This window comes from Antarctobacter sp., assembly GCF_034670325.1.
Taxonomy (GTDB): Bacteria; Pseudomonadota; Alphaproteobacteria; order Rhodobacterales; family Rhodobacteraceae; genus Antarctobacter.
Genome location: NZ_JAXMNR010000001.1, coordinates 450,970 through 472,560, shown reverse-complemented (window position 1 = coordinate 472,560; position 21,591 = coordinate 450,970). Strand labels below are relative to the sequence as shown.

21 protein-coding genes are annotated in these 21,591 nt (G+C 63.2%); 12 read left to right on the top strand and 9 right to left on the bottom strand.

Annotated elements, in window-relative coordinates; genetic code table 11:
* Positions 1-2 precede the first annotated feature (2 nt).
* Positions 3-920: a threonine/serine dehydratase gene (locus VOI21_RS02385; RefSeq protein ID WP_323767323.1), complete on the bottom strand. Its 918-nt coding sequence runs from the start codon at positions 918-920 to the stop codon at positions 3-5.
* 99 nt (positions 921-1,019) lie between these two features.
* On the opposite strand from VOI21_RS02385, the gene VOI21_RS02380 reads away from it, so the two are divergent.
* Entirely contained in the window at positions 1,020-1,862 is an 843-nt protein-coding gene (locus tag VOI21_RS02380) for an LOG family protein (RefSeq protein ID WP_323767321.1), read from the top strand.
* A gap of 52 nt (positions 1,863-1,914) precedes the next feature.
* Here VOI21_RS02380 and VOI21_RS02375 read toward each other — a convergent pair whose 3' ends face one another.
* Complete coding sequence (locus VOI21_RS02375; protein ID WP_323767319.1) at positions 1,915-3,783, bottom strand: nucleoside-diphosphate sugar epimerase/dehydratase; 1,869 nt, start codon at positions 3,781-3,783, stop codon at positions 1,915-1,917.
* Positions 3,784-4,150: 367 nt separating this feature from the next.
* Between VOI21_RS02375 and VOI21_RS02370 the strand changes: the two genes are divergently transcribed.
* The gene (locus tag VOI21_RS02370) at positions 4,151-5,173 is read left to right on the top strand and encodes an aspartate-semialdehyde dehydrogenase (protein WP_323767317.1); all 1,023 of its coding nucleotides are present in this window, start codon (positions 4,151-4,153) and stop codon (positions 5,171-5,173) included.
* 173 nt (positions 5,174-5,346) lie between these two features.
* On the top strand, positions 5,347-5,706 hold the full coding sequence (locus VOI21_RS02365) for a hypothetical protein (RefSeq protein ID WP_323767315.1): 360 nt from the start codon (positions 5,347-5,349) through the stop codon (positions 5,704-5,706).
* Here the strand turns inward: VOI21_RS02365 and VOI21_RS02360 are convergent.
* The 3 genes from VOI21_RS02360 to VOI21_RS02350 all read right to left on the bottom strand — a co-directional run bounded on the left by VOI21_RS02360 (position 5,703) and on the right by VOI21_RS02350 (position 7,755).
* Positions 5,703-6,014: a P-II family nitrogen regulator gene (locus tag VOI21_RS02360; RefSeq protein WP_323767313.1), complete on the bottom strand. Its 312-nt coding sequence runs from the start codon at positions 6,012-6,014 to the stop codon at positions 5,703-5,705. The genes VOI21_RS02365 and VOI21_RS02360 overlap by 4 nt on opposite strands.
* A 2-nt stretch (positions 6,015-6,016) precedes the next feature.
* Positions 6,017-6,982 (bottom strand): sodium-dependent bicarbonate transport family permease, encoded by a 966-nt coding sequence (locus VOI21_RS02355; RefSeq protein ID WP_323767311.1) that lies wholly within the window; start codon positions 6,980-6,982, stop codon positions 6,017-6,019.
* Positions 6,983-7,113: 131 nt separating this feature from the next.
* Complete coding sequence (locus tag VOI21_RS02350; protein ID WP_323767309.1) at positions 7,114-7,755, bottom strand: carbonic anhydrase; 642 nt, start codon at positions 7,753-7,755, stop codon at positions 7,114-7,116.
* 145 nt (positions 7,756-7,900) lie between these two features.
* Between VOI21_RS02350 and VOI21_RS02345 the strand changes: the two genes are divergently transcribed.
* The 4 genes from VOI21_RS02345 to speB all read left to right on the top strand — a co-directional run bounded on the left by VOI21_RS02345 (position 7,901) and on the right by speB (position 11,633).
* Positions 7,901-8,281 (top strand): hypothetical protein, encoded by a 381-nt coding sequence (locus VOI21_RS02345; protein WP_323767307.1) that lies wholly within the window; start codon positions 7,901-7,903, stop codon positions 8,279-8,281.
* 84 nt (positions 8,282-8,365) lie between these two features.
* Positions 8,366-9,751: a leucyl aminopeptidase family protein gene (locus tag VOI21_RS02340; protein WP_323767305.1), complete on the top strand. Its 1,386-nt coding sequence runs from the start codon at positions 8,366-8,368 to the stop codon at positions 9,749-9,751.
* On the top strand, positions 9,748-10,611 hold the full coding sequence (locus VOI21_RS02335; RefSeq protein WP_323767303.1) for an NlpC/P60 family protein: 864 nt from the start codon (positions 9,748-9,750) through the stop codon (positions 10,609-10,611). The genes VOI21_RS02340 and VOI21_RS02335 overlap by 4 nt, the downstream gene beginning before the upstream one ends.
* A gap of 59 nt (positions 10,612-10,670) precedes the next feature.
* Positions 10,671-11,633 (top strand): agmatinase, encoded by a 963-nt coding sequence (speB, locus tag VOI21_RS02330; protein WP_323767301.1) that lies wholly within the window; start codon positions 10,671-10,673, stop codon positions 11,631-11,633.
* Between the two features lie 51 nt (positions 11,634-11,684).
* Here the strand turns inward: speB and VOI21_RS02325 are convergent, their stop codons facing one another.
* A complete protein-coding gene (locus VOI21_RS02325; RefSeq protein ID WP_323767299.1) occupies positions 11,685-12,026 on the bottom strand; it encodes a DUF2794 domain-containing protein in 342 nt (113 codons plus the stop codon).
* Positions 12,027-12,140: 114 nt separating this feature from the next.
* Between VOI21_RS02325 and paaI the strand changes: the two genes are divergently transcribed.
* Together paaI and paaK are read left to right on the top strand one after the other, a co-directional pair.
* On the top strand, positions 12,141-12,593 hold the full coding sequence (paaI, locus tag VOI21_RS02320) for a hydroxyphenylacetyl-CoA thioesterase PaaI (RefSeq protein WP_323767297.1): 453 nt from the start codon (positions 12,141-12,143) through the stop codon (positions 12,591-12,593).
* Between the two features lie 33 nt (positions 12,594-12,626).
* Positions 12,627-13,931 carry a phenylacetate--CoA ligase PaaK gene (paaK, locus tag VOI21_RS02315; RefSeq protein ID WP_323767295.1) on the top strand — a complete coding sequence of 435 codons (1,305 nt, stop codon included), beginning with the start codon at positions 12,627-12,629 and terminating at the stop codon, positions 13,929-13,931.
* 39 nt (positions 13,932-13,970) lie between these two features.
* On the opposite strand, the gene VOI21_RS02310 is transcribed toward paaK, so the two are convergent.
* On the bottom strand, positions 13,971-15,248 hold the full coding sequence (locus VOI21_RS02310; RefSeq protein WP_323767293.1) for a DUF2330 domain-containing protein: 1,278 nt from the start codon (positions 15,246-15,248) through the stop codon (positions 13,971-13,973).
* 254 nt (positions 15,249-15,502) lie between these two features.
* On the opposite strand from VOI21_RS02310, the gene VOI21_RS02305 reads away from it, so the two are divergent.
* Positions 15,503-16,657 (top strand): phosphoserine transaminase, encoded by a 1,155-nt coding sequence (locus VOI21_RS02305; RefSeq protein ID WP_323767291.1) that lies wholly within the window; start codon positions 15,503-15,505, stop codon positions 16,655-16,657.
* Between the two features lie 89 nt (positions 16,658-16,746).
* Positions 16,747-18,348, top strand: a complete 1,602-nt coding sequence (serA, locus tag VOI21_RS02300) for a phosphoglycerate dehydrogenase (RefSeq protein ID WP_323767289.1) — start codon at positions 16,747-16,749, stop codon at positions 18,346-18,348.
* 73 nt (positions 18,349-18,421) lie between these two features.
* Here the strand turns inward: serA and VOI21_RS02295 are convergent, their stop codons facing one another.
* Positions 18,422-18,877: a GFA family protein gene (locus tag VOI21_RS02295; RefSeq protein ID WP_323767287.1), complete on the bottom strand. Its 456-nt coding sequence runs from the start codon at positions 18,875-18,877 to the stop codon at positions 18,422-18,424.
* 154 nt (positions 18,878-19,031) lie between these two features.
* Between VOI21_RS02295 and VOI21_RS02290 the strand changes: the two genes are divergently transcribed.
* Positions 19,032-19,757, top strand: coding sequence for a metallophosphoesterase family protein (locus tag VOI21_RS02290; protein WP_323767285.1), 726 nt, complete (start codon positions 19,032-19,034; stop codon positions 19,755-19,757).
* Here VOI21_RS02290 and VOI21_RS02285 read toward each other — a convergent pair.
* Positions 19,737-21,503, bottom strand: a complete 1,767-nt coding sequence (locus tag VOI21_RS02285) for a SulP family inorganic anion transporter (protein WP_323767283.1) — start codon at positions 21,501-21,503, stop codon at positions 19,737-19,739. The genes VOI21_RS02290 and VOI21_RS02285 overlap by 21 nt on opposite strands.
* Positions 21,504-21,591 lie beyond the last annotated feature (88 nt).

The window sequence follows — 21,591 nt, the reverse complement described above, 5'->3', positions numbered from 1 at the left end:
CACTAGCCCAGCGGATCGGGGGCGATGTTGCCCCCACAAAGCAGCACCGCCACCCGTTCGCCGGGGGCGGGCACATAAGCGCCGCTGGTCAGCGCGGCCAGCGCGCAGGCCCCGGCGGGTTCGACCAGCAGGCGGTGCGCTTGCCACAGCAGGCGCTGGGCGTCGGTGATGGCCTCGTCGGTGACGGTGACGACCGGCGTGGTCTGCGCCTGCGCAAGGTCAAAGCAAATCTGACCGATGCGGCGCGCGCCAAGCGCGTTGGCGGCCACGCCAGAGACACTGACATCCACCGGCGCGCCTGCGGTCAGCGCCGCGCCCAGCGTGTTGCAGGCGGCGGGTTCGACAGCGACGATCTTGCGTCTGCCCATGGTCCATGCCAGCGCCCCGCCGATCAGCCCGCCGCCGCCCACGGCGATCAGCACGGTGTCGGCCTCCAGCCCCTGCGCCTCCCATTCGCGCATGAGTGTGCCCTGACCTGCGACGGTGTGCGGGGCGTCGTAGGCGTGGACCTGCATGGCGGCCTGCTCTTGCTCATAGCGTTTGGCCATGTCCAGCGCGTCGGCATATTCGCCCGGCACCACCGTCAGGTCGGCCCCGGTGCGTTCGATCAGAGCGATCTTGGCCGGGCCTGCGATCTCTGGGACGAAGATGCGCGCCCGATGACCCAACCTGTGCGCGGCATAAGCCACCGCCGCGCCGTGGTTGCCGCCCGAGGCCGCCACCACCCCGCCCGTCGGCACCTGAAGCGCGCGCAAGGTGTTGAACGCGCCGCGCGCCTTGAAGCTGCCTGTGTGCTGGAGCTGCTCCAGCTTCAGCGCGACAGGATGCGTCCACAGCACGTCCGAGGTCATGACAGGGGTTGTCACGGTATGGCCGCTGATCCGGTCGGCGGCTTTGTCGATCTCGGTTTTCCAATTCATAGGCGTGTCCTGCGGTGATGGCGCGCGCGTGTATGCGGCAACTGGCGCTTTGGAGCGGCACGCTATAGTCCTGAGGAAAGGCGAACAAGGAGCCGCGACATGAAAGACGACCGCCGCAGCCCGCTGCGCAACGCGCATACGGACCGCGATACCGCAAAACAGATTCCGGAAACCCCGCAGACGTTGTCACCCAGCTATCGGCTGGCCTTTGCGGATGATGAATTTCTGTACCGGGATGAACTGCGGCCGGTGCGCCTGCAACTGGAACTGCAAAAGTTCGAGATGCTGATGGACGAGCACGGCATCGATTCGACCATCGTGCTGTTTGGCGGGGCGCGTATCCCCGCACCTGCGGACAAGGAGAAGGCGCGGACCAAGACGCTGGCCGATCTGTCGCGGTTCTACGATGAGGCGCGGGAATTTGCACGGCTGATGACGATCAAGTCCAAGGCCAGCGGCAACCGCGAGTTTGTCATCGTGACCGGCGGGGGGCCGGGTGTCATGGAGGCGGGCAACCGCGGTGCCCATGATGAGGGCGGCAAGTCGGTCGGGTTGAACATCGTGCTGCCGCACGAGCAGGCCCCGAACCCCTATGTGACGCCGGATCTGGCCTTTAACTTTCACTACTTCGCCATCCGCAAGATGCACTTTCTGATGCGGGCGCGGGCGATCTGCGTGTTCCCGGGCGGGTTTGGCACGCTGGATGAGTTGTTCGAGACGCTGACCCTGATCCAGACGGGACGGATGCAGCGGGTGCCGCTGCTGCTGTTCGGGCGTGAATTCTGGGAAAAGATCATCAACTGGGACGCGCTGGCGGATGCCGGGACGATCAGCCCGGAAGATCTGGACCTGTTCCGCTATGTCGAAAGCGCGGCAGAGGCGGCGGATCTGGTCGAGAACTGGGGGCCTGCGGTTGCGCGGACCGATTTGCCGGACCGCTGAAGACTGAAGGGCGAGGCGAATTTTCGGCGAAAATTCGTCTCAGCCTGATGGGTCAGCTGGACTGGGCCGCTTCGTCCAGTTCGGCCTGTTCGACCCAGCGCGAAATCACCGCGCGGGCCGCGCCCTCATCATGGGTCTCGATCGCTTGCCGCAGGTCCTTGAGCGCCGTGGCCATCTCAAACTCCGACAAAAAGCTTTCCTGCGCGCGCAGGATCTTGGTGTGCGGCGTGGTCAGCATGTCGGGGGAAATCAGCAGTTCTTCGTGCAGTTTCTCACCGGGGCGCAGACCTGTGATCTGAATCTCGATCTCGCCATTGGGGGTGTCGTCGTCGCGCACGGCGAAACCGGCGCCTTCGATCATCTGGCGCGCCAGTTTGCGGATCGGCACCGGGTCGCCCATGTCGAGCACAAAGACATCGCCGCCACGGGCAAAGGACCCGGCCAGCAGGACCAGCCGCGCCGCCTCGGAGATGGTCATGAAATAGCGCGTGACCTGCGGGTCGGTCAGCGTCACCGGGCCGCCGCGCAGGATCTGTTCCTCAAACAGCGGAATGACAGAGCCGGACGACCCCAGCACATTGCCGAACCGCACCATCGAAAACCGGGTGCCGGGGGTGCGCGCGGCAAGGTCCTGAATCACCAGTTCGGCGAGCCGCTTTGATGCGCCCATCACATTGGTCGGGCGCACCGCCTTGTCGGTCGAGACAAGGATAAAGCGATCCACCCCGGCGGACCGGGCGGAATCGGCAAGGATCTTGGTCCCCAGCACGTTGTTGCGCAGCCCGGAAAGCACGTTGGTTTCGACCAGCGGCAGATGTTTGTAGGCGGCGGCGTGCAGCACGACGTCGATGTCGTTTGCAACCAGCACGTCGCGCATCAGGCGTTCGTCCAGAACCGAACCCAGCACCGGCACGATGTGCAGCCCGTCGCCGATGTCGCGCAGCTCCTTGTCGATGTTGTAGAGCGCCAGTTCCGAGTGATCGACCAGCACGACGCAGTCGGGCTTGCACGCGATCAACTGGCGGCAGAGTTCAGAGCCGATAGAGCCGCCCGCGCCGGACACAAGGATGCGGCGGCCGGAATAGACATGGCTGACGCCGGGCAGTTCGCTTTCCAGACGGCTGCGGCCCAGCAGGTCCTGAATCGAGACGGGGGTGACTTGTTTGCGGATTTCGCCCTCACCGACCATGGCGGCGAAGGAGGGCAGGGCGTGGACCTCACAGCCGATATGGCGCAGCTTATGCGCGATGCGCGCCAGCGCGGGCTGGCTGATCGAGGGCATGGCCAGCACAACGCGGTCGATGTCCTTTTCCAGCACCAGCTTTTTGAGGCTGGAGGGCGCGTGGACACGCAGGCCAGAGACGATCAGGCTTTGCAGGGTGGGGTTGTCGTCGATGAAGGCCACCGGCAGGATCGCATCGTCATGGCGCAGCGCGGCGACAAGCTGTTGGCCGGTCTGCCCGGCACCGTAGATCAGCACCCGCATCCGGTCCTTGCCGTGACGGTAGATGTTCAGCGTGACCTGTCGCAGGATGAGCCGCCACGCAGCGGAGACAACCAGCAAGAGCAGCGCGAAGATCACGAAGGCCCCGACTGGCAGTCCGATTCCCATGACCATATTCAGGGCAAGCCCCAGAACCCCCAGAAGCGCGGCATAGGTCGCGGTGCGGATCACGCCGCGCATTTCGTAGGCGTTCAGCGTGATGCGCGTCAGCCCCAGCCACCAGCCAGCGCCGACAGCCGTGCCGGTCAGCAGGATCATCATGGGCATGATGGCAAGGAGGGCCGTTCTGTCCGTGGTGCCCGGCGCCAACAGCGCCAGCGCGGCAATCATGGTAAGGGGAACCACCGTGGCATCCATCAGGATGAAAAGCATCTGCTTTTGCGTCCGGGACAACGCCATCACGAGTTTGTAGAACATTCAGCCTTGTCCCTCGCAGATACTATGCGGGAGCTTGTCCGCAGGAAAACGAAACGTCACCGGTCTTGCGCCAACCTGATCGTTTTGCCCCTTTGGAATGCTCCGCTTCATCATGTCTTAGGTTAATCAACCGCAAGCAGGCAAGCCGCTTATTTCTGCGGTTGCGAGTACCGGCGGATTACCACCGGGGCAAGATGCCGAAAAATAGAGCGGAATTGAGCGTGAACCGGGCGGTTTGCCCGTTGAAGCGGCGGTATCGAACCGAATGGGGGCTTTCGTCTATGCTGCGCCTGCGATAAGAAACGCGCCATTCCGCTGGCCGCGCGATCCGCGTGTGGGTGGCGGCGCAACCCCTAAGGAGGGCCATATGGGCTACCGTATTGTCGTCGTTGGTGCCACGGGCAACGTGGGCCGCGAAATGCTCAACATCCTCGCCGAACGGGCATTCCCCGTCGACGAGATCGCCGTACTCGCCTCGCGCAAATCGCTGGGTACAGAGGTGAGCTTTGGCGACAAGACCCTCAAGACCAAAGACCTTGCCACTTTTGACTTTACCGGCTGGGACATGGCGCTGTTTGCCGTCGGCTCTGGCCCGACGAAAGAGTTTGCGCCCAAGGCCGCTGCTGCGGGCTGTGTGGTGATCGACAACTCTTCGCTGTATCGCTACGACCCGGACGTTCCGCTGGTGGTGCCAGAGGTGAATGCCGACGCGGTCATGGGCTACACCAAGAAGAACATCATCGCGAACCCCAACTGTTCGACCGCGCAGATGGTTGTCGCGCTGAAGCCGCTGCATGACCGCGCGCGGATCAAGCGCGTCGTCGTCTCGACCTACCAGTCGGTGTCGGGTTCGGGCAAAGAGGGCATGGACGAGCTGTGGGAACAGACCAAGGCCGTCTATAACCCGACCAAGGACGTGCCGCCGAACAAGTTCACCAAGGAAATCGCCTTCAACGTGATTCCGCACATCGATGTCTTCATGGAAGACGGCTCTACCAAGGAAGAGTGGAAGATGGTGGCGGAAACGAAAAAGATCGTCGACCCCAAGATCAAGGTCACGGCGACCTGTGTGCGGGTGCCGGTCTTTGTCGGTCACTCCGAGGCGATCAATATCGAGTTCGAAGACTACCTTGACGAGGACGAGGCGCGCGACATCCTGCGCGAAGCGCCCGGCGTCATGGTGATCGACAAGCGTGAGGACGGTGGCTACGTCACCCCCAAGGAATGCGTTGGCGATTTTGCCACCTTCATCAGCCGCATCCGGCAGGACAGCACCATCGACAACGGCCTGAACCTGTGGTGCGTCAGCGACAACCTGCGCAAGGGCGCGGCACTGAACGCCGTTCAGATCGCCGAAGTGCTGGGCCAGAAGGCGCTTAAAAAGGGCTGATTGCCCGCATCCGCGCGCCACAGCGGCGCGACGTGAGACTGACCTGCAACAGGCCCGCGCCCCCCGGCGCGGGCCTGTTACCGCTTTACGGGAAATCCTTACCAAGGGCGCGAGGCTGCCGCAGTTTCGCCGCATTTGCGTGCCACGCTTGAAAAATCGGTAAGGAGGCGGTGATGCTTCATGCTGCAATTTCCCAGGCCAATTGGCCAAATGTTCCCAAAACATCGGGCCTTCCAAGGCCACTCGATAGCGAGGCGCTTGCGCTGTTGCGGCTGTTTCTGTCGCCGATCCTTGAAGGGGCCAAAAGCTGGCAAACCCTGTCCGAGCAATTGGCGCGCAAGGGGTTTCGGGTGACGTTCCGGCTGGGCCATATGGTGATCCTGAACGATACTGGCGAAGGGCTGTGTACCGGCAGTGATCTGGGCGTCCCGCTGGCCCGGTTGGCGGAACGCATCGGTCGGCCCCGCGTTCGGGCGCACCGCGAGGGGCAGGCCGGTGAGCTTGCGGCTGCAGGTCGAGGCGGGCGGTCCTAAAACCGCTCGGCGCGCACTACCTCGCAATCGCTGATCGACACCACGCCGATCTGCCGTTCAACGACGGCAAACACATGTTCGAGCAGTGGATCCAGCTTTTCCGGGCGAATGAGGCACACCACCTGAACCAGCCCGGTCCCCCGGCTGATCTGGCCTTCGCGGCTCCATTCTCCGGACCGGCCTGATCCACCAAGGATCGGCAGAACGGACCATCCTGTCACGTCGGCGCGTTTCATCGCCTCTGTCAGGCGGTGTTCCATTACCCGTTCGATGATGATCTCGACGCGTTTTGCCTTGTGGGTCTGCATGGTCAGCCTCCGGTCATGATCCGGGCGGTCGCCAGATACAGCGGCAGGCCCAGAGTGAGGTTGAAGGGAAAGGTCACCGCCAGCGACAGGGTGAGATAGATCGACGGATTGGCCTCTGGAACAGCGACACGCATTGCTGCGGGCACGGCGATATAAGAGGCCGAGGCCGACAGGGTCATCATCAGCATCACGCCCCCGGTGGACAGCCCAAGAACCAACCCGGCACCAAGACCGGCGGCGGCCCCGATCAGGGGCATCACGACGCCAAAGACGACGGCCCCGCGATCCAGCACCCCAGCAGAGCGCAGCCCCCGACCGGCGATCAGGCCCATGTCCAGCAGAAAGATGCACAGCACGCCCTGAAACGGACTGACGATAAAGGGGGCGATGCTGTCCAACCCATCCTGACCGGTTGTCATGCCTATCAGGAACGCGCCCAGCAACAGCACGATAGACCCGTTGAGCAGGATCTCACGCCACAGGTCGCTGTCCATATTGGTATTCTGGTCCCCGCGCGACAGCAGCCATAGCGCCGAGAGAATCGCGGGGGCCTCCATCGCAGCGGCGACGGCCACCATGTAGCCTTCGGCGGTCAGGCCAGCGTTGGCCAACAAGGTTGTCGCGGCGACAAAGGTTACAATCGAGATCGAGCCATAGTGCCCGGCCACGGCGGCGGCATCGACACGGGACATGCCTGACAACACGCGCAGCAGCCCGAAGGCCGCAAAGGGCAAGGCAAAGGACAGCACCAGACCGGCGAGGATTGTTGCGGCAAGGCGCGGTTCGAACCCATGCGCCGCGACCCCGGCGCCGCCTTTGAAACCGATGGCGAAAAGCAGGTAGAGCGAGATGCCCTTGGCCACCGCCTCTGGGACCGAAAGGTCAGATCGGGCCAGCGCCGCAAACAGCCCCAGTACAAACGACAGCACGATTGGCGACAGCAGGTTATTGGCGGCAAGGTCCAGCATGGCATCCCTCTGAGCAAGGTTTGGATCGCTGGATCTCTATTTTATGAACAATCGTTCAGTTATCAAGGCGCGGCTTTGCAAAAACTGCGATTCCGGGAGCGTTTTGTGCCAGAACGCCCCCTGAAATCGCTTTAGATTGCAACAAATGCCCCGGTCTTGCCGTCCAGCGAGTGTAGGCCGCCTTCGCCGATGTCGACCCAAAGGCCATGCAGGCTAAGCTGGCCGGATTCGACCGCCTCGCGCACAAAGGGAAAGCTCATGAGGTTGCGCAAAGAGACCGACACCGCCTCTTTTTCCAGCGCGTGCGGCATGTCCGCGTGGCCCTTCACCGCCTCATAGCCGGGGCGCAGGATATCCATCCAGCGGCCCACAAAAGAGGCGGTTTCCTCCAGTTCCGGCGCGCGACCTTCGCACATGTCCAGACAGCCCTGCACACCACCGCAGTTAGAGTGGCCCAGCACGATCAGATGCGCCACTTTCAGCGCCATGACCGCATATTCCACAGCCGCCGAGGTGCCGTGGTGCTGGCCGTCGGGTTCATAGACCGGGACAAGGTTGGCGATGTTGCGGTGAATAAAGAACTCGCCCTGATCGGCACCAAAGATCGAGGTGACATGCACGCGGGAATCGCAGCACGAAATCACCATTGCGCGGGGACGCTGGCCCTCGCTGGCAAGGCGGCGATACCATGCGCTGTTTTCAGCGTGGGTCGTTGCTTTCCAGCCGTGGTAGCGTTGTGTTAGAAAGCCGGGCAAGGGGCGAGCGAATTCCATCTAAGTCTCCGGTCGTCTGGTTGGGTTGCCCCAAGTACGACGAATTCAGAGGAAATTCGAGCGAAAACACCACCCTGGGATAACCTTTTGGGAACCCGCCCAGTTCATGTTGCCCCTGCGTGGGAGCACATGAATGGGGTGAAACGTGAAAGAGGTTACGTATCTGGCACCGGCCGAACGTCCAGCGATGGACACGGCCCAGATAGAGACGCTGTGTACCGATCTGGGACGGAATGCCGCCGAGGGTGTGGTTTGCCGTGCAATGGAAGAATTGGCCCAGCGGATGTGCCAGTTGCAGGCGCAGGCGCTGTCCGGTCCGCGCGAAGAAATGCACAAGGGATTGCGGGCGCTTGCGGCCATCGCGGACCAGATCGGTCTGTGTTCACTCAGCAAGGTGGCGCATGACGTGACAGCCTGCATTGAAATGGGCGATGCGGTGGCCGAGGCGGCGACACTGGCCCGATTGGCGCGCATCGGCGAACGCTCGTTGACGGCGCTTTGGGACATCAATGAGTTCTCTGTCTGAGCCGCCGGGATGGCGGGCGGTGAAATCCACTTGCGGCGGGGCGTGCAGGCAATACGGTAAAGGCACCCTGTCAATGGAGCCTTCATGTCCGCCAGTTTCGCCGCCCCCGACTCGCCCGCCCTGCCACTGCACCTGATCGAACCCGATGGGCTGGAAATCTGGCTGGACGGGCAGGATGCGCGGGTGCGCGCCTGGGTCAAAGCCAGCGGGTTCACCGGAGCGCTGAACACGGCCCTGATGGTGCCGGGGGCGGATGGCACGCCCGAGGCGGCGCTGGCGGGGTATGGAACAGCGGCGCAGCGCGCGCGCCAGAGATTTGTGCTGGCCGGGGCGCTGCCCGGGCTGGCACCGGGGACCTACCGGATCGCTTCTGGCCTGCCGGACGACTGCGCCGAGACTGAGTCGCTGGGCTGGTTGCTGGCGGGCTATCGGTTCACCCGCTACGTCGCGGACAGTGACGTGACCAAGCTGCTGGTCGCGCCCGAAGGCGTGGATGCGACGCGAATCGAAACGCTGGCCGAGGCCGAGGGGCTGACCCGCGATCTGGTGAATACACCGACATCGGACCTCGGACCCGAGGAACTGGAGGCGGTTGCACGGGACCTCGCCCAGAGGTTCGGCGCGTCGATCGAGGTGATCACCGGCGACGCCTTGCTGGAACGGAACTTTCCCATGATCCATGCAGTCGGGCGCGCGGCAGAACACGCGCCGCGCCTGATTGATCTGCGCTGGGGCGATGCGGGGCCGACGCTGACGCTGGTGGGCAAGGGGGTCTGTTTCGACACCGGCGGGCTGAACCTCAAACCTGGCGCGTCGATGGGGCTGATGAAAAAGGACATGGGCGGCGCGGCGAATACACTGGGTCTTGCGCAGATGATCATGGCGCTGGGCCTGCCGGTGCGGTTGCGGCTGCTTATCCCGGCGGTGGAAAACAGCGTGGCGGGCAACAGTTTCCGCCCCGGCGATATCCTGACCTCGCGCAAGGGGCTGACGGTTGAAATCAACAACACCGACGCCGAGGGGCGGTTGGTGCTGGCCGATGCGCTGGCCTACGCCGATGAGGAAACGCCCGATCTGATGATCTCGATGGCGACGCTGACGGGGGCGGCGCGTGTGGCGGTTGGTCCCGACCTTGCGCCCTTCTACACCGACGCCGAGGATTTCGCCGCCGCCTTGTCGCAGGCGGCACCCGGCGCTGCCGATCCGGTCTGGCGGATGCCGTTTCATGACCCCTACGAGGCGATGATTGAACCGGGGATTGCCGATCTGGACAACGCGCCCTCCGGCGGGTTCGCCGGGTCGATTACCGCGGCGCTGTTCCTGCGCCGCTTCACCGGGCAAGCGGCGCGTTATGCGCATTTCGACATCTACGCATGGCAACCCGCCGCCGCCCCGGGCCGCTCCAAAGGTGGTCTGATGCAGGGGCCGCGCGCGATCCTTGCGGCGCTGCCAAAGGTGCTGGGCCTATGATGGACCGGCGTTTGCTGCGCAGCAACGGGCGGGTGGCGCACGACAGCCTGCGCGAGCAGGTAGAGGCCGATATCTTTACCCCGGGCATCCGCCACCGCGCCAACCTTGGCGTGGTTGATATGCTGGACGCACCGGGGGGAAAACGCGACTGCCAGTTGCGGCTGGGTGAGGCCTTTGTCGTGCTCGAGACCACAGACGACATGGCCTTCGGCTTTGCGGAACGCGACGGCTATGTGGGCTGGGTGGCGGCTCCGCTGCTGCGAGAGGACCGCACGCCGCCGACGCACAGGATCAGGGTGGCGCGCAGTATCGGGCTGGACAACCGGGACGTCAAACAGCCCGGGCACCCGGAAATCCTGTCCATGGGCAGCCTTGTCCGGCTCGCCCGGCAAGACGGCGACTGGTGCAACATCCACCTGCGCATGGCCCACATGGGCGTCAACAAATGGATACGCACCGCGCATCTTGTGCCGATGGACCAGACCGAAACGGACCCGGTCGCCGCCGCCGAACGGTTGATCGGCACCCCCTATCTCTGGGGCGGCGATTCTGCATTTGGCATTGACTGTTCCGGGCTGGTTCAGATCGCGCTGCATGCCTGCGGGCAGTCCTGCCCGCGCGACAGCGACATGCAAGAGGCGCTGGGGACGGCGCTGCCCACCGGCACGCCGCCACAGCGCGGCGACCTGTTGTTCTGGAAAGGCCATGTGGCCTGGGTCTCGGACCCCGACACCATACTACACGCCAACGCACACGCCATGGCGGTTGCCTTTGAGCCGATCAATCAGGCCATCGACCGTATCGAAAAACAGGGGGACGGGCCGGTCATTCGCCACGCGCGCCTGTCTTCTTCTGTCTGAAAATATCCCGGGGAGCGCGAGGGGCTGGCCCCTCGCACCCGCAACCGCAGGAGCAAGCCTTGTCTGATTCCTTCTTTCATCCGGTTTCCGGGTTCGATCTGCCGCGTTTTGCCGGTGTGCCGACCTTCATGCGCCTGCCCTATGTCCCGGCGGATCATCCCCGGTTTACGGAGGTGCAGGTGGGGCTGATCGGCGTGCCTTGGGACAGCGGCACAACCAACCGCCCCGGTCCGCGACATGGCCCTCGCCAGTTGCGCGATGCCTCCACCATGATCCGCGCGCAACATGCGGCCAGCGGGATGCGCCCGTTTGAGGCGGTCAATTGCGCCGATCTCGGCGACGTGGGGCCGAACCCGGCGGACATTCAGGACAGTATGGCGCGCATCACGGCGTTTTACGATCAAGTCGTCGCGGCGGGCATCCGGCCGCTGACGGCGGGCGGCGATCACTTGACCTCGCTTCCGGTGCTGCGGGCGCTGGCCAAGGACGGGCCGTTGGGGATGATCCATTTCGACAGCCACACCGACCTGTTCCACAGCTATTTCGGCGGCACCATGTACACGCATGGCACACCCTTTCGGCGCGCGGTGGAAGAGGGCCTTCTGGACCCGAAACGGGTGATCCAGATCGGCATTCGCGGTACGATGTACGACACCGAGGATCGTGATTTCGCCGCCGCCAACGGCATCCGCATCGTGACGATCGAAGAGTTCTTTGAGCGCGGGATTGCGGATGTGATGCAAGAGGCGCGCACCATCGTGGGCAGCGCTCCGACCTATGTCAGCTATGACATTGATTTCGTCGATCCGACCTTTGCGCCCGGCACCGGCACGCCGGAGGTGGGTGGGCCGAACAGCTATCAGGCGTTGCAGGTGTGCCGCGAACTGAACGGGGTGAACATCGTCGGCGCGGATCTGGTCGAGGTCTCGCCGCCCTTCGACCAAAGCGGCAACACCGCCTTTCTGGGGGTGTCGATCATGTTCGAGATTCTCTGCGCGATGCTTTCCCCGGCGAACGGTTGATGGGGGCGCACGACTGACCGGTGGGGCGATTTTTCGTCGAAAAATCGTCTTTCACTGCACCGAGCGGATCAGCTTGCGTTCCAGCACACGCAGCACTGCGCGCAGGTCGTGCCCGCGTTTCAGCACCTGCCCTTCCATGCCGAAAATCGCGTATTCGCCCTGTTTGCTGCGCAGTTTGGGGCGTTTCTCAATCCGGTACAGCGGGTTCTCGGCGGTACGGCGGAAGATCGAAAACACCGCAACCTCGCGCAGCGAGGAGATGCCGTAGTCGCGCCATTCACCGGCGGCCACCATGCGTCCGTAAAGCGAGAGAATGACGTTGAGCTCGGCCCGCTGAAAGGCTGTCACCTCTGGCGCGGGCCCCTGACCGGGGAAGGGCGTCAAGCTGTTCATGACCTCAGAGTTGCGCTCTTCGGCCCATAAATCAAGGGGGTAGAGGAGGGGTTTCAATTTACTTGACCGCGCGGTCGGTTTTAGGCAGTGTCGCGCCATCGAGGGAGGAGCAAGATGACACCGCAGGAACGCGCCACACGCGCGGCAGAGGCCATGTGGGCCGGTGACGCCGCAAGCCAGCAGATGGGCATGCGCATCGAAGAGATCGCGCCCGGTCGAGCCGTCCTGTCGATGGAGGTGCAGACGCATCACCTGAACGGGCACAAGATCTGCCACGGCGGTTTCATCTTTACCCTTGCCGACAGCGCCTTTGCCTTTGCCTGCAACAGCTACAATCGCTTGACCGTCGCGCAGGAAAACCAGATCACCTTTCTGGCCCCCGGCCAGCCGGGCGAGCGGCTGACTGCGACGGCGCAGGAACAGGCGCTGACCGGGCGGTCCGGTGTCTATGACGTGACCGTGACCGGCGGCGACGGGCGCAAGGTGGCGCTGATGCGCGGCCTGTCGCGCACCATAAAGGGCCAGCTGTTCCCCGAAGACGAATCGACCCTGCAAGACGGCGCTTGACGCGCCCGCCGTTCCCATCCCGGAGGAGACCCGATGGAAGACCTCACCCCGTCCAAGGAAAGCCTTGATGCAATCGAGATTGCCTCGCGCGATGAAATTTCCGCCCTGCAACTGGACCGCCTGAAATGGTCGCTGCGCCACGCCTATGACAATGTCGCGCATTACCGCGACAGCTTTGACGCGGCGGGGGTGCATCCGGACGACCTGACCAGCCTCGCGGATTTGGCGAAGTTTCCCTTTACGGTGAAATCCGACCTGCGCGCGACCTATCCCTTTGGCATGTTTGCCGTGCCGCGCGATCAGGTGCGGCGCATTCATGCCTCCTCCGGGACCACAGGGCAACCGACCGTTGTGGGCTATACCGCCAATGATCTGGACAGTTGGGGCACGGTTGTTGCCCGGTCGCTGCGGGCGGCGGGTTTGAAACCCGGCGATGTACTGCACAACGCCTATGGCTATGGGCTGTTCACCGGCGGCATGGGCATCCATCTGGGCGCGGACAAGCTGGGCCTTGCCACGGTGCCGATTTCTGGCGGCATGACACAGCGTCAGGTGCGCCTGATCGAGGATTTCGGGGCGACGGGCATCACGGTCACGCCGTCCTATTCGCTGTCGATCATTGATGAATATGTGGCGCAGGGGCTGGACCCGCGCAAATCGCCGCTCAAGGTCGGGATCTTCGGGGCAGAGCCCTGGACCAACGCCATGCGGCTGGAGATCGAAGACGCCTTTGATATGCACGCGGTCGACATCTACGGATTGTCAGAGGTGATGGGGCCGGGTGTTGCCAGCGAATGCGTCGAGACCAAGGACGGCCTGCACATCTGGGAGGATCATTTCTACCCTGAAATCATTCACCCTGAAACGGGTGAGGTTCTGCCGGACGGCGAATTGGGCGAATTGGTCTTTACCTCTCTGACCAAAGAGGCGTTTCCGGTGATCCGCTACCGCACGCGCGATCTGACGCGGCTGTTGCCGGGGACGGCACGCACGATGCGGCGGATGGAAAAGGTGACGGGGCGGTCAGACGACATGATCATCCTGCGCGGCGTCAACGTCTTCCCGACCCAGATCGAGGAACAGTTGATGACGGTGCGCGAACTGGCCCCGCACTTTCAGCTGGAACTGAACCGCGTCGGTCACAAGGATGAAATGCGCGTCAAGGTCGAGACCTTGCCCGACACGGTCGAACTGGGTGATCAGGCGGGCCGCGATCTGGCGGCGCGGGTCAAGCAGGTGGTCGGTGTCTCGATCAAGGTGGATGTGGCCGCGCCGGGTGGCGTGGAACGCAGTCAGGGCAAGGCCGTGCGGATCGTGGACAACCGCCCCAAGGAATAAGCGATCGGCGCCCCGCAGACGGGGCGCCGGAACCCTTGTTCAGCGGAACTCCTCGGGAACGGATGTGCGGGCCTTCTCCAGCAATTCGGCCTCGTCCCAGCCGGTTAGGCGCGCCAGCGTGCGCGCCTCATCCAGCACGCGGGCGCGGGTGCGCAGGACATAGTCCTTGCCCGCCTCGCAGGTGGTTTCCCCGGTGTAGGGGTGGTTCATCACATAGCGCCCTTGAAAGTTCTGCCGGTCTTCGGTGGCGCGAAAGAACACGTCTTCGGCCATCTGGTCGCCCTCATAGCGGGCGTGCAGTCGCGTGACATAGACGTTTTGGCCGGACAGCGGCCCGGTCCCGGTCTCTTCGGGCAGCCAGTCGACCCCCAGTTCCGCCAGTTGCGCATTGGTCAGCGGATCGGCGGCGCAGGGGTCGCACCATGCCATGTCCCATGCGTATTCGACCACGATCCCTCCTTCATCCGGCGCGGCCTGCGCAAAGAGCGCGCGGTAAAACGCGCCAAACTCTTCTTCGACAAACAGCGGGACATCCATGTTGCTGGGCAGTTGGACGGGGACATAATTCGTCGGCACCACACGGCCCGTGCGCGACAGCATGAAGAACAGCGCATCCTGCGGACCGTCGGCGTTCAGCTTGCCCAGTTGGATCGGCAGCATGAAATCCTTGGAGGTGAATTCAATCTGGAGCGGCGGCAGTTCCTTGGTGTCGGCGGCCTCATGCCGTTCAAGGTTCACTCCGGCGACAAAGAATTTCATCCCGCCGTCGATGTACTGCTGAAGCGTGGCTTCGCCGCCCTCGGGCATGTTGTAACCCTCTGCGGTCAGGAAGGTGACCAGCCCATCTGATTGTTCAGCGCCAAGGATCAGGATGTCATAGGTGCCGACAGCGTATTCCGCCTCGATCGTCACGCCCAGTGCGCGGGCGCGCACGGCCAGCGGCGGCGCGGCCTCATTCACGACGGCGGTCATGGAGATCATCGGCAGCGGGACGGGCGAGCACGGGTCGCGGTCGTGATATTCGACAAGGCGCGGTGCGGTGTAATCGTCCAGATGTTTGACGGTTTCCGCCTCGACGGTGCGAATCTGGTCGCGCAACAGGACGCGGGGCGTGGGCACGATCAGGGCGAAATCCTGAGGTTCACCGCGATAGTCCGAAGACATGGTGATCACGGACCGGTCGCCGTCGCGGACAAAGACGACCTTTGAGCTTTCGTTGAACAGCGATCCATCCGCCTTGGCGACGTAAAAGCCGCAAAAGGCCTGCGCCGAGGCGGCAAGGGTTGAGAACAATAGGGCAAGAAAAATGCGTGTCATGAAGACCTCCGGGAAGGGCATAGGACCACAGCCTAACACAAGAGCCGCGTTCGATAAGGGATTCGCTGATGGCGTGCCCGGACGGGCGGTTTGTTTCCGATGCGCGTCGCGCGTGGGATGCCGGTGCTGGAATCCGACGCAATGGGCCCGGAATCCGACGTGAATCCGACTTGCCGCCACGTGGGCCGTGGCGTAGATGCGTCCGTGGGACACCCCTCCCCAACGAGGGGCATCTATCTGGAAGGTTAGCAGATATGACCATGACTGCACCGGCAACGCGGCCGGCTAATCCGCGTTTTTCCTCTGGCCCCTGCGCCAAGATCCCCACATTCACGCTTGAAAAGCTGGCAGATGCCGCGTTGGGCCGCTCGCACCGTGCGAAGATCGGCAAGGACAAGCTGAAGGCTGCGATCGAAGAGACGCGTGACATTCTGAACATTCCTGCCGACTACCGGATCGGTATTGTGCCCGCCTCGGACACCGGCGCCGTTGAGATGGCGATGTGGTCGCTGCTGGGCGCACGCAAGGCGACGATGGTCGCTTGGGAAAGCTTTGGCGCGGGCTGGGTCACGGATGTGATCAAGCAGTTGAAGATCGACGCCGAAGTGAAGACCGCCGACTACGGCGAGATCGTCGACATGGCGGCGCTGGACTACAACACGGACGTTGTGTTCACATGGAACGGCACCACCTCTGGCGTGCGGATGCCGTCTGGCGACGCAATCCCGGCGAACCGCGAAGGTCTGACCATCTGCGATGCGACCTCTGCCGCTTTTGCGATGGACCTGCCGTGGGACAAGCTGGATGTGACCACCTTCTCCTGGCAAAAGGTGCTGGGCGGTGAAGCGGCGCACGGTATGCTGATCCTGAGCCCCCGAGCCGTTGAGCGGCTGGAAAGCTACACCCCCGCATGGCCGCTGCCCAAGATTTTCCGCCTGACCAAAGGCGGCAAGCTGATCGAGGGCATCTTTGTCGGTGAGACCATCAACACGCCGTCGATGCTGGCGGTCGAGGATTACCTTGTGGCGCTGGACTGGGCGCGCTCTGTCGGCGGCCTCAAGGGGTTGATCGCACGGGCGGATGCCAATGCGAAAGCCATCTGGGATTTCTGCGAAGCGCGCGACTGGATCGACAATCTTGCCGTGGACGCGGCGACGCGGTCGAACACCTCTGTTTGCCTCAAGTTCACCGATGCGCGCATCACCGACGGTCCGGTCTTTGCCAAGGCCGTCGCCAAGCGGCTGGAGGCCGAAGGCGTGGCGCTGGACGTGGGCGCCTATCGTGATGCACCTGCCGGTCTGCGGATCTGGTGCGGTGGCACGGTTGAAACCTCGGACGTCGAGGCGATGCTGCCGTGGCTGGAATACGCCTTTCACGCCGAGATCGAGGCGCTGTCGCAGGCGGCCTGACACCACATGCCCCGGGCGTGACCCGGGGCCTCTTTCCCATTCCATCCTTCCAGCAGGAGGCCCCGGATCAAATCCGGGGCGCGTAGCACATGACCGCACCCAAGGTTCTCATTTCCGACAAACTCTCTGACGCCGCCGTCCAGATCTTTCGCGATCGCGGCATCGACGTGGATTTCCTGCCAGATGTGGGCAAGGACAAGGACAAGCTGGCCGAGATCATCGGTCAGTATGATGGCCTTGCCATCCGGTCGGCAACCAAGGTGACGCCGACGATCCTTGAGCACGCGACCAAGCTCAAAGTCGTGGGCCGCGCTGGCATCGGCACCGATAACGTCGACAAGGAAGCCGCGTCCAAGAAGGGCGTGATCGTGATGAACACGCCTTTCGGCAACATGATCACCACCGCCGAGCACGCCATCGCGATGATGTTCGCCGTGGCGCGCCAGATCCCCGAGGCCAGCGCCTCGACCCATGCGGGCAAGTGGGAAAAGTCCAAGTTCATGGGCGTGGAACTGACCGGCAAGACGCTGGGCGTGATCGGCGCGGGCAACATCGGCGGCATCGTCTGCGACCGCGCGCGCGGCCTCAAGATGAAGGTTGTGGCCTATGACCCCTTCCTGAGCGAGGAAAAGGCCAAGCAGATGCAGGTCGAAAAGGTCGATGATCTGGATGAGCTGCTCAAGCGCGCCGATTTCATCACCCTGCACGTGCCGTTGACCGACCAGACCCGGAACATCCTGTCCAAGGAAAACCTTGCAAAGACCAAGAAGGGCGTGCGGATCATCAACTGCGCCCGTGGCGGTCTGGTCGACGAGGTTGCGCTGGCCGAGTTGATCAAGTCCGGTCATGTCGCCGGTGCAGGCTTTGACGTCTTCGCCGAGGAACCGGCCAAGGAAAACCCGCTATTCGGTCTGCCGAACGTGGTTTGCACCCCGCATCTGGGTGCCTCGACCTCTGAGGCACAGGAAAACGTGGCGCTGCAAGTGGCCGAGCAGATGGCGGATTACCTAATGACAGGTGCCGTTCAGAACGCGCTGAACATGCCGTCGGTGACCGCCGAAGAGGCCAAGGTCATGGGCCCGTGGATCAAGCTGTCCGAGCATCTTGGGGCCTTCATTGGCCAGATGACCGATGAGCCGATCAAGGCGATCAACATCCTGTACGATGGTGAGGCCGCGACCATGAACCTGCAGGCGCTGAACTGCGCCGCCATCGCGGGTATCATGAAGCCGATCAGCTCCGAGGTGAACATGGTCTCTGCGCCGATCATCGCCAAAGAGCGCGGCATCAAGATCTCGACCACCAATCAGGCGCAGTCCGGCGCGTTTGAGGGTTATATCAAGGTGACGGTTGTGACCGACAAGCGCGAGCGGTCGATTGCGGGCACGGTGTTCAGCGATGGCAAGCCGCGCTTCATCCAGATCAAGGGCATCAACATCGACGCCGAGGTGGGTGCACACATGCTGTACACCACCAACAACGATGAGCCGGGCATCATCGGTGCGCTGGGTCAGACCATGGGCGCAAACGGTGTGAACATCGCGAACTTTACCCTTGGCCGTAAAGACGCGGGCGGTGAGGCCATCGCGCTGCTCTATGTAGATGAGCCGGTCCCGGCCGAAGCGCGGGCGCAACTGGCCGAAACGGGTCTGTTCAACCAGATCAAGCCGCTGCAATTCGACGTGGCCTGAGCCTGACGCATCCTTTTGGGGACGCATCGACCCTCCTCCGCCTCGCGCGGAGGGGGGTTTTTCTTTGCGCCGGTCAGCCCTGCGCCGCGTATTCGGCCATGAGCCCCTCGAACTGGTCCATCGGCGGCCATTCTGGATAGCTGTGCTGCACGGGTATATCGACCCAAGGAAACTTGGCGCTGGTCATGGTCTCGATAAACGGGACGTACCACGCGGTGTTGTCGAACATCGTCGGGCGGACGTTCACAAACCCGTCGAAGCCGGTGATGCGGGTGAACATCCATGTCATGCAATAGGGGCAGGCCATATGGTCCTGATCGGGCCCGTGGGTGCCACAGACCACCGGCTCTCCTTGGGTGACTTCCAGCGCACCGGCGGGCACCATGGCGGTCAGGGAAAAGGCGCTGGAGGACATTTTCTGACAGCCACGGCAATGGCAGGCGGCGGTCATCAGCGGTGCTGCGGTGATGCGAATGTGGACGCGGCCACAACGGCACGACCCGTTGAGGGGCAGGGAAGGCGCAGGCATGTGGGGACTCCTTGGCGATCTAATGCCGGCAGCCTAAGCTTAGTGCCGCGGGTGTTCCAGTGGCGCGACGCCAAATGCCCGGAATGACGGCACTGTCGGCAGCTGGTGGCGGCGCGGTCTGGTCGCGCGGCGGGGATCATGCTAGGCGGCAGGCATGACTGATACGATCTACGCCATCGGCGACATTCACGGCCAGTTGGCCATGCTGGAAGACGCACTGACTCGCATCGAACGCGACAGCGGCGGCGGCGCGCGCATCGTCTTTCTGGGTGACTATGTCGACCGGGGGCCGGAGTCGCGCGGGGTGATAGACCTGCTGCGGACCGGGCTGGCCGAGGGGAACAACTGGATCTGCCTGAAGGGCAACCATGACCGACTGTTCGAATGGTTCGTGGCCCCACCCGAGCCGCGGCAGGATTCGCATTTGCTGGTGGGCTATCACTGGTTTCATGAGCGGATCGGCGGGCTGGAAACGGCGCAGTCCTACGGTGTCGATGTGCCGGACCGGATCCGCCAGAAAGAACTGGCCGCCGAGTTTCGCGCGGCGCTGCCCGAGGGACATCTGGGGTTCTTGCAAAACCTCCAACTGTCCCACCGCGAGATGGGAAAGTTCTTTGTTCATGCGGGGGTGCGCCCGGGCGTGCCGCTGATCGAGCAGGATGAAGAAGACCTGCTGTGGATTCGACAGGAATTCCTCAAGGACACACGCGACCACGGCGCGCTGATCGTGCATGGCCACACGCCAGTCGATGCGCCGGACCTGAAGCCCAACAGGCTGAATCTGGACACCGGAGCGGGCTATGGCCGCCCGATGTCCATTGCTGTTTTCGAGGCGGACGAGATTTTCGCCCTTGAGGCGTCAGGCCGCGTCCGTCTCTGAGGTGTCCGGGGCGGGCGTCTGCGGTCGCGCCAACGCTTGCCATGCGTCGTATTGCGACTGAAAGACCCGGCCCGTTAGTTCGTCCAGAAAATGCGACCTTTGCAGGCGGTCCATCACCGGGCCTTTGACCTCTGACAGGTGCATCTTGATGCCCATTTCCGACAGGCGGCGGTTCAGTTCCTCAAGGGTTTCCAGCGCGCTCATGTCGACCTCGTTCACGGCCGGGAACATCAGCACCACATGCTCGATGGGTTCATCGCAGGTGACGCGGCCCAGCACGTAATCCTCAAGGAACCGGGCGTTGGCGAAATACAGGCTTTCATCAACGCGCAGGGTGATCAGGTGCGGCTGGGTGTCAACCTTGTGGCGCTTGATATTGCGGAAATGGTGGGTGCCCGGGACAAGGCCGACCTCTGCCACATGCGGGCGCGATGTCTTGTACAGGTGCAGGCCGATAGAGATCAGCACCCCCGCCGAAACACCCAGTTCGACGCCAAAGCCAAGCGTCAGGGCGATGGTGGCAAAGACAGCGGCGAAATCGACCTTGGAATAGCCCCATGTCTTTTTCAGGATCGAAAAGTCGACAAGGCCCAGAACCGCGACGATGATCGTGGCGGCCAGCGTGGCCTTGGGGAGGAAGAACAGCAGCGGGGTCAGCAGCAGCGCCGCGATGCCGATGCCGATGGCGGTGAAGGCGCCCGCTGCCGGGGTCTCGGCTCCCGCGTCGAAGTTCACAACCGAGCGGGCAAAGCCGCCGGTGACAGGATAGCCGCCCGACACGGCGGCGGCGACGTTCGACGCGCCTAGACCGATAAGTTCCTGATCAGGCTGGATGCGCTGGCGTTTCTTGGCGGCCAGCGTCTGCGCGACGGACACAGATTCAACAAAGCCGATGATCGAGATCAGCACGGCGGACAGGAACAACTGGTTCCAGAGGTCCGGCGACAGCGAGGGCATGGTCAGCGGCGGCAGGCCGGTGGGCACCTCGCCCACAATCTTGACGCCAGTGTTTTGCAGGCCGAACAGCCATGTGACGAGTGTGGTCACGGCCACGGCACCAACCGGCCCGGCCTTGGCAAGCACATCCGCAAGGCGCGGTTTCAGCCCCGCAGCCAGCAGGCGTGGCTTTAGCCCCTTGCGGACCCAGAACAGAAAGGCGGTCGCGCCGGTGCCGATCACGAGCGTGATAAAGCTGGTATGCGACAGGTTCTCGAACAGCGAGCCGATGACCATGATCAGCGTGTGGCCATGCGCCTCGATCCCGAAGATATGTTTCAGCTGTGAGGCCGCGATCAGCACGCCAGAGGCGGTGATGAAACCGGCAATCACCGGATGTGACAGAAAGTTTGCCAGAAAGCCCAGCCGCAACACACCCAGCACCAGCAGCAAGACGCCAGAGATAAAGGCCAGCGTCCCGGCGGCCAGCGCGATTTGTGCGGGGTCCGACAGGCCAAGATTGCCGATGGCGGCAGCGGTCATCAACGAGACGACCGCCACTGGACCGACTGCCAGCGCCCGGCTGGTGCCAAAGATCGCATAGGCCACCAGCGGAAGGATCGACGCATAAAGCCCCATCTCGGCGGGCAGGCCGGCCAGCAGGGCATAGGCCAATGACTGCGGGATCAGCATGATCGTGACGATCACGGCGGCAAGAATGTCCGATGAGGCAGTGTCACGGTTGTACGCTTTCGCCCATGTCAGGATGGGCAGGTACTGCGTAAAGGTCTGGGCCGAAATGCGGGGCATGGCGTATCCTGGGTCCGGGTCGGGGAGGCCCCCGAGTCGCGTTTGAGCGCTATATATATTCAAAAATTAGAATTTAAAAGGGGGCCAG

Coding starts and splice junctions, on each gene's coding strand:
- VOI21_RS02305 (WP_323767291.1), top strand. CDS start 15,503: ATGACCATGACTGCACCGGCAACGCGGCCGGCTAATCCGCGTTTTTCC.
- VOI21_RS02375 (WP_323767319.1), bottom strand. CDS start 3,783: ATGTTCTACAAACTCGTGATGGCGTTGTCCCGGACGCAAAAGCAGATG.
- paaI (WP_323767297.1), top strand. CDS start 12,141: ATGACACCGCAGGAACGCGCCACACGCGCGGCAGAGGCCATGTGGGCC.
- VOI21_RS02350 (WP_323767309.1), bottom strand. CDS start 7,755: ATGGAATTCGCTCGCCCCTTGCCCGGCTTTCTAACACAACGCTACCAC.
- VOI21_RS02335 (WP_323767303.1), top strand. CDS start 9,748: ATGATGGACCGGCGTTTGCTGCGCAGCAACGGGCGGGTGGCGCACGAC.
- VOI21_RS02290 (WP_323767285.1), top strand. CDS start 19,032: ATGACTGATACGATCTACGCCATCGGCGACATTCACGGCCAGTTGGCC.
- serA (WP_323767289.1), top strand. CDS start 16,747: ATGACCGCACCCAAGGTTCTCATTTCCGACAAACTCTCTGACGCCGCC.
- VOI21_RS02380 (WP_323767321.1), top strand. CDS start 1,020: ATGAAAGACGACCGCCGCAGCCCGCTGCGCAACGCGCATACGGACCGC.
- VOI21_RS02295 (WP_323767287.1), bottom strand. CDS start 18,877: ATGCCTGCGCCTTCCCTGCCCCTCAACGGGTCGTGCCGTTGTGGCCGC.
- paaK (WP_323767295.1), top strand. CDS start 12,627: ATGGAAGACCTCACCCCGTCCAAGGAAAGCCTTGATGCAATCGAGATT.
- VOI21_RS02310 (WP_323767293.1), bottom strand. CDS start 15,248: ATGACACGCATTTTTCTTGCCCTATTGTTCTCAACCCTTGCCGCCTCG.
- VOI21_RS02385 (WP_323767323.1), bottom strand. CDS start 920: ATGAATTGGAAAACCGAGATCGACAAAGCCGCCGACCGGATCAGCGGC.
- VOI21_RS02370 (WP_323767317.1), top strand. CDS start 4,151: ATGGGCTACCGTATTGTCGTCGTTGGTGCCACGGGCAACGTGGGCCGC.
- VOI21_RS02340 (WP_323767305.1), top strand. CDS start 8,366: ATGTCCGCCAGTTTCGCCGCCCCCGACTCGCCCGCCCTGCCACTGCAC.
- VOI21_RS02325 (WP_323767299.1), bottom strand. CDS start 12,026: ATGAACAGCTTGACGCCCTTCCCCGGTCAGGGGCCCGCGCCAGAGGTG.
- VOI21_RS02360 (WP_323767313.1), bottom strand. CDS start 6,014: ATGCAGACCCACAAGGCAAAACGCGTCGAGATCATCATCGAACGGGTA.
- VOI21_RS02355 (WP_323767311.1), bottom strand. CDS start 6,982: ATGCTGGACCTTGCCGCCAATAACCTGCTGTCGCCAATCGTGCTGTCG.
- VOI21_RS02285 (WP_323767283.1), bottom strand. CDS start 21,503: ATGCCCCGCATTTCGGCCCAGACCTTTACGCAGTACCTGCCCATCCTG.
- VOI21_RS02365 (WP_323767315.1), top strand. CDS start 5,347: ATGCTTCATGCTGCAATTTCCCAGGCCAATTGGCCAAATGTTCCCAAA.